A 15,100-nucleotide genomic window follows, 5' to 3' on the forward strand; every position below is an offset into this window, starting at 1 on the left:
TATTTATGGATCGGGTTATTTATACTGCAATGTCGGGCGCAAGCCAAACGCTTAATCAGCAGGCGGTTACTTCACATAATCTGGCAAATGTATCAACGGTGGGATTTCGAGCTCAATTAACAGCAATGAAAGCTGTGCCAATAGTAGGCAATGATATGCCAACACGAACGATGGTTGTTGCAACAACACCTACTTACGATTCAACAATGGGAGCATTTAATTATACTGGTCGAAATTTAGATGTCGCACTATCTCAAGACGATTGGCTTGCAGTACAGTTAGCAGATGGAAGTGAGGCTTATACCCGTAATGGTGCAATTGAGATTGATGAAAACGGTGGACTTTATATCCAAGGCCATCCATTAATGGGGGATAATGGTGTTTTAACTGTACCACAACAATCTCAAGTAAGTATTAGTCGTGATGGTACCCTTTCTGCTTTAGGCGCAGGAGATAAACCGACCACTATAGCCCAAGTCGGTAAAATAAAAAAAGTCCATCTTTTGCCACAAGAAATGGTACGTGGCGATGATGGTTTTTTTCATTTAACACAGGCAACATTAAATGAACGTGGTGCGGTAATGCCTGATAATCCAAAAGCTCAGTTAATGTCAGGGGTATTAGAAGGCAGTAATGTGAATCCTGTTACCGCTATGGTGGATTTAATCTCTCATGCTCGTCAATTTGAAATACAAATGAAAGAAATCACTACTGCTGATGAAAATGCTCAAAAAGCGAATCAAATTTTATCACTTACTTAGGAGGGAATAGCATGATTAAATCATTATGGATTGCTAAGACAGGATTAACTGCTCAACAAATGAATATGGATATTATCTCTAATAATTTAGCCAATGTTAGTACCAGTGGTTTTAAAAGACAGAGAGCGGTATTTGAAGATCTACTTTATCAAACGGTTCGCCAACCAGGGGCACAATCATCTGAGCAAACAACATTACCATCCGGGTTGCAAATTGGTACAGGTGTTCGTCCAGTTGCGACCGAACGTATTCATAGCCAGGGAAATTTGGAAGCAACGGATAATAGCAGTGATGTGGCAATTAATGGACAAGGTTTTTTCCAAGTTTTATTACCCGATGGTACACAAGCGTATACGCGTAATGGTGCGTTTCAAGTCAATCAAAATGGACAATTGGTTACAGCTGCTGGTTATGAAATTCAGCCAACCATTAATATTCCATCTAATGCCATTAAAATGACCGTTGCACGTGATGGTGTGGTCAATGTGACCTTAGCCAATCAATCAACACAAGTCCAAGTTGGGCAATTAACCTTACATACGTTTATTAACGATACAGGACTAGAAAGTATGGGTGAAAACTTGTATTTAGAAACCGAAAGCTCAGGTGCACCAACTGAAAATACTCCTGGACTAAATGGAGCAGGATTGCTCTATCAAGGTTATACTGAAACGTCTAACGTTAATGTTGCCGAAGAGTTGGTTAATATGATTCAAGTACAACGTGCTTACGAAATTAACAGTAAAGCCATTTCTGCATCGGATCAAATGCTACAACGTTTAAACCAATTATAAATCTAATAGCATGATAAATATAGTGAAATATCTTTATATTCTCATAGCACTTTTTCTTTTTAGTTGTGCTCAGTTGCCTAAAAAAGCCTTGGTTGAAGGGCAAACAAGTATCGTGCCGAGAATGCCTGATATTGTCAATACCAGTGGTTCAATCTATCAGGCAGCCCAACCGAGCAGTTTTGGCTATCAACCCATGTTTGAAGATCGTAGGCCGCGCAACATTGGTGATGTTTTAACAATTGTCTTACAAGAAAACGTTAGTGCAAGCAAAAGCTCATCAATTAATGCCGGTCGTAATGGGGCTTTAAATGTAGGGGTAAAAACCGTTCCTCACTTTTTAGATGGACTGGTTGGCCGAGGTAAAGCCGATACGGATATCTCAGGTAGTAATGATTTTAAGGGATCAGGTGGTGCGAATGCAAAAAATACCTTTAGTGGCACCATCACCGTCACTGTGCAAAATGTCATGATTAATGGCAATTTGAAAGTCATTGGTGAAAAACAGATTGCCATTAATCAAGGTACAGAATTTATAAGATTTTCGGGTGTAGTAAATCCAAGAACCATTAGTGGTAATAATACTGTTATTTCAACGCAAGTTGCTGATGCCCGTATTGAGTATGTCGGTAACGGCTACATTGATGAAGCACAAACTATGGGCTGGTTACAGCGCCTATTTTTAAATTTTTCACCATTTTAATGAGTATCATTATGCTAAATAATTTACGCATTTTTATCAATTTACTTGTTATGACATTGTTGGTTGTTCCTGTTTGTTATGCAAAACCCATTCGTGATCTTGTTACCATTCAAGGGGTAAGAGAAAATGCTTTAGTGGGTTATGGTATTGTGGTTGGACTTGATGGCACAGGCGATCAAACTTCACAAACACCTTTTACTATCCAAAGTATCACAAATATGTTATCGCAATTAGGGATAACGGTGCCATCAGGCAGTAACATGCAATTGAAAAATGTAGCAGCCGTAATGGTAACCGCCAAATTACCTTCTTATGCACGAGTTGGACAACAAATTGATGTGGTGGTTTCCTCTCTTGGGAATGCGAAAAGTTTGCGTGGCGGAACATTAATTATGACTCCACTAAAAGGCACGGATAATCAAGTATATGCTATTGCACAAGGTAATTTGTTTGTTGGTGGAATGGGGGCAAGCAGCAAGGGTTCAAGTGTCAGTGTTAATCAAACTGCTGGAGCGACCATTCCTAATGGTGCAACAATCGAACGAGAGCTTGCTACTCGTTTAGATGAAGAAGATACGATTCATCTACATCTTAACCAATTTGATTTTACCCGTGCCTTAAAAATATCTGAGGCAATTAATAAGTTACAAAAAAATATAGCTGTTGCGATGGATGGTACAACCATTACTGTAACAATGCCTAAGGATAATCAGGCGCGAGTAAAGTTATTGTCACGCATACAAAATCTTGAAATTGGTCATACACCTATTTCAGCTAAAGTGGTAATAAATACACGTACTGGTGTTGTGGTGATGAATCAAAAAGTTAAATTAGACAATTGTGCCGTTGCTCATGGTAACTTGTCGGTTGTAGTCAATAACAAATTAAAAGTTAATCAACCTAATACACCATTAGCGGGAGGCAACACCGTAGTTGTTCCTGATAATGATGTTAGCATCGAGCAAGATGGTGGCGCATTACATAATTTGACTTCAGGAACTGACTTAAACCGAGTTATTCATTCACTTAATTTATTAGGGGCAAATCCCACAGAGTTAATGTCGATACTTGAAGCATTAAAAACCGCAGGTTGTTTACATGCCTCATTGGAAACGATTTAAAGCAGAATTATTAATATGAAGAATCAAATTAATCAGTCTATTAACCGTTTTGCTTATGATTTTTCAAACATTAGCCAATTAAGACGCAATGCCGTTAGTGGATCAAGGGAAAGCATCAAACAAGTTGCCGATCAGTTTGAAACATTGTTTGTGAATATGATGATGCAATCAATGCGAAAAGCCGTTCCTAATGGTGGGTTATTTAATCAATCTGCCATGCAGTTATTTACCTCAATGTTTGATCAGCAAATTGCACAACAAACAGCAGGAAAAGGGCTTGGACTTGCCGATATTATTGCTAAACAATTAATTAATCAGTCTCGTTCTACGGTTAGCATTAATGCACAATCTCAAGCTAATCATCAACAAGCTAATATGCAATTGGCACAATCTTTATTCAGTAATAATTCTTCTAATTTATCTCCAGCCGCATTAGGTCAAATGCTCTACCAGCAACATAAAACTCATGAAATAACCCAAAAAAATGTTAATAAATTGTCACTATCAACATCACTTAATCGTCTTGATGAAGATCCTATTACACAATTTGTGGTTGAATGGTTTGAACCCGCTAAACAGGCTGCCAAAGTTTCAGGTATTCCTTATGAGGTTATTATTGCTCAAGCCGCATTAGAAACAGGTTGGGGTAAAAAACAGATAAAAACAACTGATAATCAGCCAAGTTATAACTATTTTGGTATAAAAGCATCTTCATCATGGAGAGACAATTCTACTCGGTTAACGACGCAAGAATTTCTCAATAATAATAAAGTTAAAATTCAAGATGATTTTAGAGTGTATAACAGTAAACAACATGCGATCACCGATTACCTTAATTTACTCACTAAAAATCCACGTTATCGTGCTGTAGTCAATGCACCCGATGCAAGAACAGCGGCCAAAGCATTACAAGATGCTAATTATGCAACCGATCCTAATTATAGTGAAAAATTGATTCAAATTATCAATCGTATTGAGACAATAGCTAAAAATACATCACAAAAATCCATGTCTGGTTTCAGTCAAATTGCCTTTAAATAGTATTTAATAAACTGTTTTAAGTTTAAAAAAAGTGATGATTAGGAGGCTTTTGCCTCCTATTTTTTAGGATGTATATTTAAAATATAAGGTATGAAGGTTTTGTATAAGTAAAGTTTAGTGGTGATCAGTTATTTCATTTGAAATAACGACATGCTTTGCATATTCATAAATGTATATTGTGCTGCTTGTAAATTTGCTTGTAACATCACATAATCTGAAATTGCCTCATACCAATCAACGTCTTCAATTTGACTAATTTGCGTTTCAAAATCGATGTCCAATGTCTTACCAAGAGCAGTTAATCTTTCGACTTCTGCGAGTACATTACCGCCCGATGATCTCACTGTGGATATGTTTTCAAACGAGTTATCAACCCCTTGGCTGGCTTTGGATAACCCTTTTCTAAATTGCGCAATCGAATCAGGATCATTGTCGTCTAAACCAATTTGTAATGCATCAATTGCATAATCAAGACTGGCAAACACATCACTTTCAGCAGCGCTATTGGCACCGGTCATAAAAATTTGTTCGCCCGTAAAACTCAATGATACTTCACGCGTTTCATCAATAAATATATTGATGGTTGTTGAGCCACCAACATAATTAACAATTCCATTTTTATCGACAATAAAAGGAGGTGTGTCATTTTTATTACCCGCAAAGAGATAGTTTCCATTTGTATCTTTGGCATTGGCTAACGAAATGAGTTGATCTTTTAATCCCTGTAGTTTGTTGGCTAAATCAAGTCTGTTTTCGTCATTTAGCGTTTCATTACCTGCATAAACTAAAGTTTCTTGAATTGATTGGATAACGGTATTGGCTTCTTTTAGTACGGTATCTTGGCGACTTAACGAGTTATTAGCACTTTCACGCGCAGCTTGAAACTGGTTATTTCTCGATTGGGCCTGTTTTAATATTAACGCTTGTGATGAGCCCATTGGATCATCCGACGGCGATAAGATTTTTTTACCGGTTGCTAAATGTAATCCTGATTTTTGCCATTTATTATTGGTATTTAAAATACTATTTAAATTTTTTTGATACATTGCATTCGTACTAACACGCATATTTTAATCCTTTTATCATTTAGCCAAACCTAAAATGGTATCAAATATTGTAGTTGCCGCATCAATAATCTTTGCATTAGCTTGATAATACTGCATATAAACTTGCATAGAAATGTATTCTTCTTCAATATTCACGCCCGAGATTGATTGATTTTGCTCATAAATTTCTTGGGTAATATTCTTACTGGATTGTGCTGAAATTTTAGCAGTTTGTGTTTCACTTCCCACATAACTTATCAACGCGTTATAAGCACTTTTTAAAGTTTTTGTACCATTAATTAATTTTTCATTTTGAATCTCAAGCATTTTAGCAACATTACGGTTGTCACCATTACCATTTTCATCATCGTTTATACCTGTTGCGAATTTATTCACATCTTTCACTAATAATTGTAATGATGATGCAACATCTGCAACAGGTTTGAGTAAAAAGCTATCACCTGCTACTGGATTGCCATTTATTTCAATAGATAATCCATCAAACAATAATTTACCATCTTCAAATTGTGGGGTAATTTGCTTATTATCAGATAATCTGGTTACTACCCAATCACGACCATTGAACTCAATTTTATAATCAGACGCTTTTATATCTGTCACTGAGTTGTAATTAATTTTAGCCGTAGCATTGCCTTGATTTTTGGTGCTAGCAATACTACTAGGAGACTGATAGTCAAACAATTTTTCACCAGCATCGCCATTAATATCTACACCCGACATATGCACTTCATTAAAGCGCTCAGCTAGGTTTAATGCAATTAAACCTAGCTGATTACGTGCTTCAACGAGTTGTCCATCACGAAAAGCTAATAATCCATTTAATCGACCTGATGCAATATTTTGGCCTGTCAGTTCTTGAGTTGCACCAGAATTATGTGTGTAGATAATGGTATTTAATGCAGGATCATCCTTAGATGGTTGCACAGATAATTGCGTTGCCGATGACCCTTGCACTAAACTTAGCCCATTAGGGAGCGAAATATTATATTCTCCATTTTGTTCTGTAACCGTTATTCCGATCATTTCACTTAACTCATTCACCAATTGATCTCGCTCATCGAGTAGTGCATTGGGTTCATGACCACCGCTCACTGCCTGTAATCTTGCGATTTTTTGATTAAGATCGGCAATTTGTTTAGTGTATGAGTTAATCGTATCAACATTATTAACGATTTCAGTATTGATATTGGCAATCTGATTTTTTAAATTTAATTCTGTTTTATTGAATTGACTAACTAACGAGCTAAGATCATTAATGACTGTCTGTTTGGATGCAGCATTGCCCGCATCAGAGGAGAGCTTATTTAAACTAGTAAATAAATTATTTAATTGTGAAGAAATACTGTTTTCGTTCTCAGCCAATAAATTATCGATTTTTGATAATTCATTGTAGTAAGCTTTTATCGAACCATTTTGTGATTGCGCTTGACGTAACTGTCCTACTACAAAACTATTGTATGCTCGATTAACGGATGAAACCGATACGCCATTACCAACAAATCCATAATTATATTTAGTACCATTTGCCTGACGCAAAATTTGCTGTTGGCGATTATAACCAACGGTATGTGCATTACTAATGTTATTACTTATCACATTAAGCATATTTTGTGCTGCATTTAATCCACTAATACCTGTGTTCATCAATGAATTTGACATAATAGCTCCTAAATATAATTTCCGTTAATAACCAAACTACCACCCCTAGGGTTATCTTTTATATCGGACTAAAATCGTAAAACTTTAGTTTTTTTTAGATAAAATTGGATTTTTTCTAATTTTCATTTTTTAGCGTACTCAATCAAATTATTTTTATTGGCATTACTCTGATTTAATTGGTTGTGCTTGTTTTAAAAAATCGATTCCCGTCATCGTATTTTCATCTTCAATATATTGTTGTGCCGACTTATTCAAAATCAAAATACTAATTCGACGATTGGCATCTTTGCTGTAATTTTGATTATTGAGACTTACCGTATCAGCAAGAGCAATAATGCGAATAATCTTGCCAGAATCTAATCCGCCAGCAATAAGTTCTCTTCTTGATGAATTTGCTCTATCAGCAGATAACTCCCAGTTACTGTACCCTCGATCACCGGTTATATACTGACGCTCATCAGTGTGACCTGATAAAGTCATTTTGTTTGGCAAAGAATTTAAAATTGGCGCAAGCGCATGCAAAATATCTTGCATATCAGAACGAATTACGGCGCTTCCTACTTCAAACATGGGATTATCATCCGTTGCCAGAATTTGTATCCGTAATCCCATTTCGGTCAATTCAATGATCAAATTGGCGGCTAATTTTTTTAATCTAGGATCAATTTGGAAGACTTCATAGATTTTTTGAGCTACTTTTATCAGCTGTAATTTTTCAACTTGTTTGGATTCTGATTCTGTCAGGTTTTGGCTTAAAAATGTATTTTTTTCTTCGCCTAATTTTTTACTAACATCATCACCACCACCTGGAATGGGGCTTTCACTGTCACTTAGGTTTTTACCGCCATTTTGCCCCAAAATAATCGGTGTTCTAAAGTATTCTGCGATACCTTGTAATTCTTGTGGACTCGATTTGGAAATTAACCACATAACCAAAAAAAGTGCCATCATCGCTGTCATGAAGTCAGCATAAGCGATTTTCCACGAACCACCATGGTGACTGCCACCATGCCCTGATTTTTTTTTAGTGATTATTCTTACAGATTTGTCTTTCATTATTCGTTATTTTCATTTGAGTTGGCATTTTTATCTTTTACATCTTGTATGTATTTTTCTAATTCAAAAAAGGATGGTCTTTCATGAGAAAATAACGTTTTTCTCCCAAATTCAATACAAATTTGTGGGGCATAATCGTGCATACTAGCAATGAGTATTACTTTGGTACACTCTAGTGTTTTGATCACACCGGTGTTTCTTTGCTTTAATAATGCGGCTAATGGGGAAACAAATCCGTAAGCCAATAAAATACCTAAAAAAGTTCCTACCATGGCATGCGCAATAAGTTCACCCAACTCACTCGCTGGTCTGTCCGCTTGTGCTAAAGTATTAATGACACCCATAACGGCTGCCACAATACCAAAAGCTGGTAATCCATCCCCAACACTGGAAATTGCATCAGCCGGTTTTTCTAATTCGTGAGTATAAGTCTCGATCTCTTCATTCATCAGCGCTTCAATTTCAAATGCATCCATATTGCCACTGATCATTAATCGCAAATAATCAGTGATAAAATCACAGATTTGAGGATTGGCTAAAATAATTGGATACTTTTTGAATAACTCGCTCTCTTTTGGATTATCAATATCAGATTCAATGGATAATGTACCATTTTGTCGAATTTTAGTAAGAATGGTGTACATTAAATTAATCAGTGTTAGATAAAGTGTTTTATTATATTTGGATGATTTAAATAATTGGCCTAATGCTTTAAGTGTCGCTTTTATTACTTTCTTTTCATTACTGACAATAAAAGCCCCTATTGCTGTTCCACCAATAATCAGAAATTCTAATGGTTGAAAAAGTACTGCTAAATACCCTCCACTTAGCACATAACCAACTAAAGCAGAAGCGATAACAACAATATATCCTATAATTATTAACATTGGTTTTCCTTTTTCTCCATAATTAATGTTTCTAATACTGATTTTAAACTGTCATTTTTTTAGCAATTGCTGAATGAAAATTGTTTGGTACTGATAGTACCTGTAAACACTTTGCATGGTTTTCTTTCGGTGTTTTATTATTTTTTTCTGCCCTTGATGGTGGCTGACATAAACTGCAAATAAAACTGTTGTATGGCTGATAAGCATGCGTAATAAATCGTCCATGACATTCTTTACAACATGATTGTTGCATGATATTACTTTCAACAAATTTTACTAAGATCCAAGCACGGGTTATTCCTAAAATGGGCTCGTGTTCATGTGAGAATGAACATTGCTCTAAATAAAGTTGATAGGCTTTTAAAATCGTTTGTATACCAGGCTTTGTGCCATGTTTCACCAAAAAATGGTAAGCATTGTAAAATATACTAGAATGAATATTGGGTTCCCACGTCATAAACCACGTGGTGGAGAATGGTAATAAGCCTTTGGGTGGAGGGCAACCTTGAATCTCTTTATACAGTTTTATTAGTTTACCTCGACTTAAATTCGTTTCACTTTCTAGCATTTGAATTCTTGCGCCAAGTGAAATTAATCGGGTAGCTAATTGAACTTCCTTATATTTTTGAATGATACTTGAACACTTCATCCTGATTCCTTTTCGCTACTTATTTAATGAATCCAAAAGTAAACTTGATAAAAGTATACCCGTATGCATTTGTTTTATATCACTTATGCGGGAATCTTCTGTGAGTTTTTTCATCATTTCTGCGTTTTCAAATCGCAATTGAAATGTTAATTGATTCGTTTCTGATAAAACCAACATTTGTGAAGTATTTAAACTGCTAAGTATGTCGGCTGTTTCTTCATCAATGCCTAGTCGATACATTGCCATCACTTTATCTTTTTCAAGCATCTTTTGACTTAACAAGAGTGTTGAAAGATTCAAATGATGTATACATTTCAAAATATCGTCATCGAGTATATTTCCCAATTTAATCACCCATTCATATCCATTTATGTTCGTATAAAAAAACGAATAATTAATAAAATAAAACAAAAATAATTTTTTTGTACTTAAAATTACATTTTTAAATGGAAAAGGTCAATAAAAAAATCATTTCAATTTATTTTCAATTTATTTTTTTGTGTTTTACTGTTTTAATTCTGTTTTGTTATAAGGTAATTTTACTTTGTATTCGTTTAATTGCTTGACTATGTAACTGGCTAACTCGAGATTCGCTAATATTCATCACGTTACCAATCTCTTTTAAATTCAATTCTTCTTGGTAATAAAGTGCTAAAACCATTTTTTCTTTTTCTGGTAATTTATCAATTTGTTGAATAATAATATGGCGAATTTCATCACTAATAATTGATGAAAAGGGATTATTGTCCGTACCTGATTCAATTAATGCATCAAAATTATCGCCTGATTTTTTTTGTATTTCATCATAGGACAATATCTGACTGTAATTTGTATCTAATAATACTTTGCGATATTCAGTCAGGGATAATTGCAAATATGCCGCTATTTGGTGATCATTGGGAGTGACGCCTAGTTTTTTTTCTAACTCATTTATTGCATTTGTCACTTCTTTAATTTTTTTCCGCGTTTGTCTCGGCAACCAATCTCGACTACGCAGTTCATCTAGCATAGCACCTTTTATTCGAGGAACAGCAAATGTGGTAAAAGAATAACCTTGGGAAGCATCATACCGTTTTATGGTTTCTAACAAACCGATATAACCGACTTGTAATAAGTCATCAAGTTCGATAGTTGTTGGCAAACGAACCGCTAATTTAAGTGCTTCATTACGAACTAAATAGATATATTGTTGCCAATCAATTTGATTCACTATACCTTGAGAGTTATACAGGCTATCACTCATTTTTTGAACCAATGTAAAAAAATGCTAATAAGTATTATGACGATAATTGATTAAGTTAATGGCTAGAATAAGATAAAAAAAATTGGTAATTAACCTTATTAGCAATAATGGTATTAAAAAATACCATTATTGCTATAGTACAAATTAGAGTGACCATGAATTCTAATTGTATACCTTATTGTAATAAAGAAAGTACTGATTGAGGTACTTGATTTGCTTGTGCTAAAACTGAAGTACCTGCTTGTTGTAAGATTTGACCACGAGTCATATTAGATACTTCTTCTGCATAATCTGCATCTTCAATACGGCTACGCGCTGAACTTAGATTATTTACAGTATTGTTGATATTAGTTACCGTTGACTCAAAACGATTTTGTACCGCACCAAGCTCACCACGTAATTCATCAATTTTTGATAATGCCGCATCAATGGTTTTTAATGGAGTTGCTGTTGGAGTATCTGATACATTGAAAGCATCTAAACCTAATTTTTTGCTATCAATTTGTTTTAAGTTGATAGTAATGACTTCACCATCATTTGCACCTACTTGAATGTTAAGAACTTTATCTTCTGATAATACTTTTGTTCCATTAAAATCAGTTTGTGCTGATACACGGTCGATCTCTTGTAAACGTTGATCGATTTCGTTTTGAATTGATACAAGATCGCTTTCAGAGTTAGTGCCGTTAGCCGCTTGAACAGTTAACTCACGAATACGTTGTACGTTATTGTTGATTTCGTTCAATGCACCTTCAGTAGTTTGTGCAATTGAAATACCATCATTTGCATTACGTGCTGCTTGAGTTAAACCTCGAATACTTGAAGAAAAACGATTGGCAATTGCTTGACCTGCTGCATCATCTTTAGCACTGTTGATACGCATACCTGATGATAAACGTTCAATTGCTGTTCCAAGAACGCTTTGAGAATGATTAAGATTGTTTCTTGCCATTAAAGACATAGTATTAGTATTAATTACTTGTGCCATTTTTATCTCCTTTAATATGATAAGTTTCATCAACACGAAATTGAAAAATAATTCAAAACGTTTGCTGATGATTTAGTTATCGGTTTTAAAAAAAGAAACTTTAGTATTTTTTCCACGAATATTGGTTTTAAAAAAAATTATTTAAAAAATATACAACATTATGTTTATATTTCAATTGGTTATATCAATATTATTTCCACAAAATATATCCTACTGTATTAAATAACCTCAGATTTTCACTTTTAATCTATGAATTGATTATCAATACTAAACTTTTTGTTACATCGGCCGATAAAACAAGATATGAAAGAATTTATATTAGGATAATCAATCATGGCAATGAGTATTTTAGGTATTGGTTCTGGTATTGATTTAAATGAAGTATTAGATCAATTAGAAGCCGTTGAAAAAAATCGTCTTACCCCAATAAAAGCTCAGCAAAAAGCAATAAATAATAAAATAAGTGGTTTTGGTAAGTTAAAAAGTGCCTTATCCACATTTAATAGTGCGACAGCAAAACTGCAAAAAAAAGAACTCTTTCATGCTCGTACAGTATTAAGTCATGATAATTATTTTACGACTAATGTAAGAAGTAATGCTCAACTGGGTAATTATGCCGTTAGTGTGGAACAGCTTGCTAATGCACACAGCCTTGCAACCAACGCTGTAAACGATAAAAAAGCAGTGTTAGGCAACGATAATGAAACTCGAACCGTCACTATTGAACAAGCCAATGGGCAAAAGTTAAATGTTACTTTATCCAAAGATGAGACGTCTTTAGAGTCGATTGCCAATGCGATTAATCAAGCGAAGGTGGTTAATGAAGATGGTTCAACCAGTGAGTCAACCGTCAATGCAACAATTGTGCGTTCAGGAACCGATAATTATCAGCTGGTTATTACATCAAAAGAAACCGGTGAGCAACAAACCATTACTTCAATTTCATCTGATGATGAAAAGCTTAATTCATTTATTGGTTTTGATATTCATCAAGCAGAATCATCGGCAATGAGTGAAGTGGCTAAAGCGCAAGATGCTAAATTTAGTTTCAATGGTATTACAATCAATAGTGAATCAAACACGGTTAAAGATGTTATTCCTGGTGTTGATATTACTTTAAAAGCTGTAACAACCACATCACAAAATTTAACTATCGGTGCCGATAATGAAAAAAGTCAAGAAGCACTTAAAGAGTGGGTGGACGCATTTAATCAATTGCAATCAATGATATCAACTTTAACTCAATTCACCGCTAGTGATGCCAACTCAGATGAATTAAATAGTAATAATGGACCACTGATTGGAGATTCAACACTGCGTAATATTGATCAGAGCATTCGCTCTATCTTTTCGAAAGGTCAAGAAGGCGAATTATCGGTATTGTCACAAATTGGTATCAATATGGACAGCAATGGCAAACTGGTAATTAAAGAAAATGAATTAGAAAAAGCCCTCAAAGAAAACAGTGAAGCAGTCGCCATGCTATTTACTGGTGATGGTGAAACGACAGGCATTGCTAACGAAGTGTTTACCAAAGTCAATAGCTTTATTGATAGTGATGGCATGATTGATACTGCAACTAACGGTTTAAATTCAACGTTAAAATCATTAGATAAACGCTATGACCAAGTCAGTAATTCCATTGACCAAACCATTGAGCGATATCGAACGCAATTTACCAAATTGGATATCTTGATCAATGAATTAAATGGTATGAGCAACTATTTAACCACCCAATTTGAAATGATGGCTAATTTAAAAAAATAAGGGATAACAATGTATAAAATGGGATCTCAAGCGTATAGGCAAGTTAATTTAGAAACCAGTGTCAGTCAGGCATCACCACATCAGCTTATTGTTTTGTTATTTGATGGAGCTCTTAATGCCATTCGACTCGCTGATTTATACATACAAAAAGGTGATATTGCCGGTAAAGGAAAAGCAATCTCAAAAGCGATTAATATCATTGATAATGGACTGAAAAGTTGCCTTGATTTAGAGCAAGGTGGTGAAATTGCAGAAAACTTAGACCAGCTGTATCACTACATTAGCCAGCAATTGGTTTTAGCTAACTTACATAATGATAAGGAAAAACTGCAAACCTGTTTTGATTTGCTTGATAATATTGCACAAGCTTGGCGAGAGATAGCTTAGAGGACGAATGCTGTGAATACTGATTTTTTATTAGAACAATATGAACAACTTAATTATGTTGTTGAACAAATGCTAATTGATACTCAAAAAGAAGATTGGGAATCTTTAATTCGTTGGCAACCAAAATATCACCAATTAACGCAGGAACTTAAACTCTCTGAGGGGTTTACTGTTATTAAAAAAATGCCTTTACAATATCAAGATATTATTAAAATGTATTTCAACAATATAATTAGCTATCATCAGCAATTAACCCAATTAATTCAAGCACGGCGGAGTGAGCTAAGCCAGCTTATTGGTAAACAAGTTGATTATCAAACAAAGATAAACAGCTATCAAAACGTTGCTAATTTGGTATAAGTTGGTAATTTAATGCTTTTAAATTAGATTTGCTGATAAGCAAGTTATAACACAATCAGTTAAATAACGAGTGTTGAAACAGGTTATTTAACTGTTTTAACAAGCTAATAAATTGTTTATTCACTTTTTTATTAGAAAAAGTTGCTGGGAAACTGGGCATAGTTACCTTAGTCTAACAATTTATTATAAAGGATAGACTGTCATTGAGGACAAATTTAGAATTACATCATTATCAATTAGTTAAACATTCATATTCATGATTTCTTGATATGCTGAAACGAATTTATTCCGAACTTGAATGCCAAATTGCAATGAAACCGTCGATTTTTGCATATTAACCATTACTTCATTTAGAGAAACATTCGGTTCTCCCATTTCAAAAGCTTTTGCAGAATTACTGGCTTTTATTTGCAATTGGCTAATATTATCTAATGCGGTTTTGAGCTCATCAATAAAATTATTCTCAGTTGTTAATTGAGGCTTTGTTGCATATGATGCATTTAAATGCATAAGTTCGTTTGTATTTAATGTATTGATGGTTGTCATAAAGGTTTGGTTATTGGTTTTATTTTATTACTTTAAGGTGCAATTTATCATACAAAGTAAAAACTAAATGGCGT

17 protein-coding genes are annotated in these 15,100 nt (G+C 34.5%); 8 read left to right on the top strand and 9 right to left on the bottom strand.

The features are described from left to right. Nucleotides 1–5: 5 nt before the first annotated feature. The 5 genes from J3U13_RS10560 to flgJ are packed head-to-tail and all read left to right on the top strand — an operon-like array spanning nucleotide 6 to nucleotide 4,417. A complete protein-coding gene (locus tag J3U13_RS10560) occupies nucleotides 6–761 on the top strand; it encodes a flagellar basal body rod protein FlgF (protein ID WP_267341977.1) in 756 nt (251 codons plus the stop codon). Between the two features lie 11 nt (nucleotides 762–772). Continuing rightward, on the top strand, nucleotides 773–1,555 hold the full coding sequence (gene flgG, locus J3U13_RS10565) for a flagellar basal-body rod protein FlgG (protein ID WP_039126475.1): 783 nt from the start codon (nucleotides 773–775) through the stop codon (nucleotides 1,553–1,555). A 22-nt stretch (nucleotides 1,556–1,577) separates the two neighbouring features. Continuing rightward, the gene (locus J3U13_RS10570) at nucleotides 1,578–2,255 is read left to right on the top strand and encodes a flagellar basal body L-ring protein FlgH (RefSeq protein ID WP_267341981.1); all 678 of its coding nucleotides are present in this window, start codon (nucleotides 1,578–1,580) and stop codon (nucleotides 2,253–2,255) included. 11 nt (nucleotides 2,256–2,266) lie between these two features. Beyond that, complete coding sequence (locus J3U13_RS10575) at nucleotides 2,267–3,376, top strand: flagellar basal body P-ring protein FlgI (RefSeq protein WP_267341983.1); 1,110 nt, start codon at nucleotides 2,267–2,269, stop codon at nucleotides 3,374–3,376. A 15-nt stretch (nucleotides 3,377–3,391) separates the two neighbouring features. Then, nucleotides 3,392–4,417: a flagellar assembly peptidoglycan hydrolase FlgJ gene (flgJ, locus tag J3U13_RS10580; protein ID WP_267341985.1), complete on the top strand. Its 1,026-nt coding sequence runs from the start codon at nucleotides 3,392–3,394 to the stop codon at nucleotides 4,415–4,417. Between the two features lie 128 nt (nucleotides 4,418–4,545). Here the strand turns inward: flgJ and flgL are convergent, their stop codons facing one another. The 8 genes from flgL to J3U13_RS10620 form a co-directional block, all read right to left on the bottom strand. Next, nucleotides 4,546–5,484 carry a flagellar hook-associated protein FlgL gene (flgL, locus tag J3U13_RS10585; RefSeq protein WP_267341986.1) on the bottom strand — a complete coding sequence of 313 codons (939 nt, stop codon included), beginning with the start codon at nucleotides 5,482–5,484 and terminating at the stop codon, nucleotides 4,546–4,548. A gap of 15 nt (nucleotides 5,485–5,499) precedes the next feature. Beyond that, nucleotides 5,500–7,143: a flagellar hook-associated protein FlgK gene (gene flgK / locus J3U13_RS10590; RefSeq protein WP_267341987.1), complete on the bottom strand. Its 1,644-nt coding sequence runs from the start codon at nucleotides 7,141–7,143 to the stop codon at nucleotides 5,500–5,502. A gap of 162 nt (nucleotides 7,144–7,305) precedes the next feature. Next, the gene (motB, locus tag J3U13_RS10595) at nucleotides 7,306–8,199 is read right to left on the bottom strand and encodes a flagellar motor protein MotB (RefSeq protein WP_267341988.1); all 894 of its coding nucleotides are present in this window, start codon (nucleotides 8,197–8,199) and stop codon (nucleotides 7,306–7,308) included. Beyond that, nucleotides 8,199–9,086, bottom strand: a complete 888-nt coding sequence (gene motA, locus J3U13_RS10600; protein ID WP_267341989.1) for a flagellar motor stator protein MotA — start codon at nucleotides 9,084–9,086, stop codon at nucleotides 8,199–8,201. Before motA ends, motB begins: the two co-directional genes overlap by 1 nt. Before the next feature lie 43 nt (nucleotides 9,087–9,129). Continuing rightward, nucleotides 9,130–9,735, bottom strand: coding sequence for a flagellar transcriptional regulator FlhC (gene flhC, locus J3U13_RS10605; RefSeq protein ID WP_267341990.1), 606 nt, complete (start codon nucleotides 9,733–9,735; stop codon nucleotides 9,130–9,132). A 15-nt stretch (nucleotides 9,736–9,750) separates the two neighbouring features. Beyond that, the gene (gene flhD, locus J3U13_RS10610) at nucleotides 9,751–10,071 is read right to left on the bottom strand and encodes a flagellar transcriptional regulator FlhD (RefSeq protein WP_086271528.1); all 321 of its coding nucleotides are present in this window, start codon (nucleotides 10,069–10,071) and stop codon (nucleotides 9,751–9,753) included. A 190-nt stretch (nucleotides 10,072–10,261) separates the two neighbouring features. Next, on the bottom strand, nucleotides 10,262–10,978 hold the full coding sequence (locus J3U13_RS10615; RefSeq protein WP_267341993.1) for an RNA polymerase sigma factor FliA: 717 nt from the start codon (nucleotides 10,976–10,978) through the stop codon (nucleotides 10,262–10,264). Between the two features lie 175 nt (nucleotides 10,979–11,153). Continuing rightward, nucleotides 11,154–11,966 (bottom strand): flagellin, encoded by an 813-nt coding sequence (locus tag J3U13_RS10620; protein WP_267341994.1) that lies wholly within the window; start codon nucleotides 11,964–11,966, stop codon nucleotides 11,154–11,156. A 333-nt stretch (nucleotides 11,967–12,299) separates the two neighbouring features. On the opposite strand from J3U13_RS10620, the gene fliD reads away from it, so the two are divergent. From fliD to fliT, 3 genes are read left to right on the top strand one after another with little or no spacing between them, the layout of a single operon-like run. Continuing rightward, nucleotides 12,300–13,733, top strand: coding sequence for a flagellar filament capping protein FliD (gene fliD / locus J3U13_RS10625; protein WP_267341995.1), 1,434 nt, complete (start codon nucleotides 12,300–12,302; stop codon nucleotides 13,731–13,733). A 9-nt stretch (nucleotides 13,734–13,742) separates the two neighbouring features. Next, entirely contained in the window at nucleotides 13,743–14,120 is a 378-nt protein-coding gene (gene fliS, locus J3U13_RS10630) for a flagellar export chaperone FliS (protein WP_267341996.1), read from the top strand. Between the two features lie 12 nt (nucleotides 14,121–14,132). Further along, the gene (fliT, locus tag J3U13_RS10635) at nucleotides 14,133–14,480 is read left to right on the top strand and encodes a flagellar protein FliT (RefSeq protein WP_267341997.1); all 348 of its coding nucleotides are present in this window, start codon (nucleotides 14,133–14,135) and stop codon (nucleotides 14,478–14,480) included. A 240-nt stretch (nucleotides 14,481–14,720) separates the two neighbouring features. Here the strand turns inward: fliT and fliE are convergent, their stop codons facing one another. Further along, nucleotides 14,721–15,026 (bottom strand): flagellar hook-basal body complex protein FliE, encoded by a 306-nt coding sequence (gene fliE, locus J3U13_RS10640; RefSeq protein WP_267341998.1) that lies wholly within the window; start codon nucleotides 15,024–15,026, stop codon nucleotides 14,721–14,723. Between the last annotated feature and the right edge of the window lie 74 nt (nucleotides 15,027–15,100).

Source organism: Gilliamella sp. B2887 (assembly GCF_026537015.1).
Taxonomy (GTDB): domain Bacteria; phylum Pseudomonadota; class Gammaproteobacteria; order Enterobacterales; family Orbaceae; genus Gilliamella.

Bases quoted from the DNA above. Each gene is read 5' to 3' on its own strand.
- J3U13_RS10560 (WP_267341977.1), top strand. From the start codon at position 6: ATGGATCGGGTTATTTATACTGCAATGTCGGGCGCAAGCCAAACGCTT.
- flgG (WP_039126475.1), top strand. From the start codon at position 773: ATGATTAAATCATTATGGATTGCTAAGACAGGATTAACTGCTCAACAA.
- J3U13_RS10575 (WP_267341983.1), top strand. From the start codon at position 2,267: ATGCTAAATAATTTACGCATTTTTATCAATTTACTTGTTATGACATTG.
- flgJ (WP_267341985.1), top strand. From the start codon at position 3,392: ATGAAGAATCAAATTAATCAGTCTATTAACCGTTTTGCTTATGATTTT.
- flgL (WP_267341986.1), bottom strand. From the start codon at position 5,484: ATGCGTGTTAGTACGAATGCAATGTATCAAAAAAATTTAAATAGTATT.
- flgK (WP_267341987.1), bottom strand. From the start codon at position 7,143: ATGTCAAATTCATTGATGAACACAGGTATTAGTGGATTAAATGCAGCA.
- motB (WP_267341988.1), bottom strand. From the start codon at position 8,199: ATGAAAGACAAATCTGTAAGAATAATCACTAAAAAAAAATCAGGGCAT.
- motA (WP_267341989.1), bottom strand. From the start codon at position 9,086: ATGTTAATAATTATAGGATATATTGTTGTTATCGCTTCTGCTTTAGTT.
- flhC (WP_267341990.1), bottom strand. From the start codon at position 9,735: ATGAAGTGTTCAAGTATCATTCAAAAATATAAGGAAGTTCAATTAGCT.
- J3U13_RS10615 (WP_267341993.1), bottom strand. From the start codon at position 10,978: ATGAGTGATAGCCTGTATAACTCTCAAGGTATAGTGAATCAAATTGAT.
- J3U13_RS10620 (WP_267341994.1), bottom strand. From the start codon at position 11,966: ATGGCACAAGTAATTAATACTAATACTATGTCTTTAATGGCAAGAAAC.
- fliD (WP_267341995.1), top strand. From the start codon at position 12,300: ATGGCAATGAGTATTTTAGGTATTGGTTCTGGTATTGATTTAAATGAA.
- fliS (WP_267341996.1), top strand. From the start codon at position 13,743: ATGTATAAAATGGGATCTCAAGCGTATAGGCAAGTTAATTTAGAAACC.
- fliE (WP_267341998.1), bottom strand. From the start codon at position 15,026: ATGACAACCATCAATACATTAAATACAAACGAACTTATGCATTTAAAT.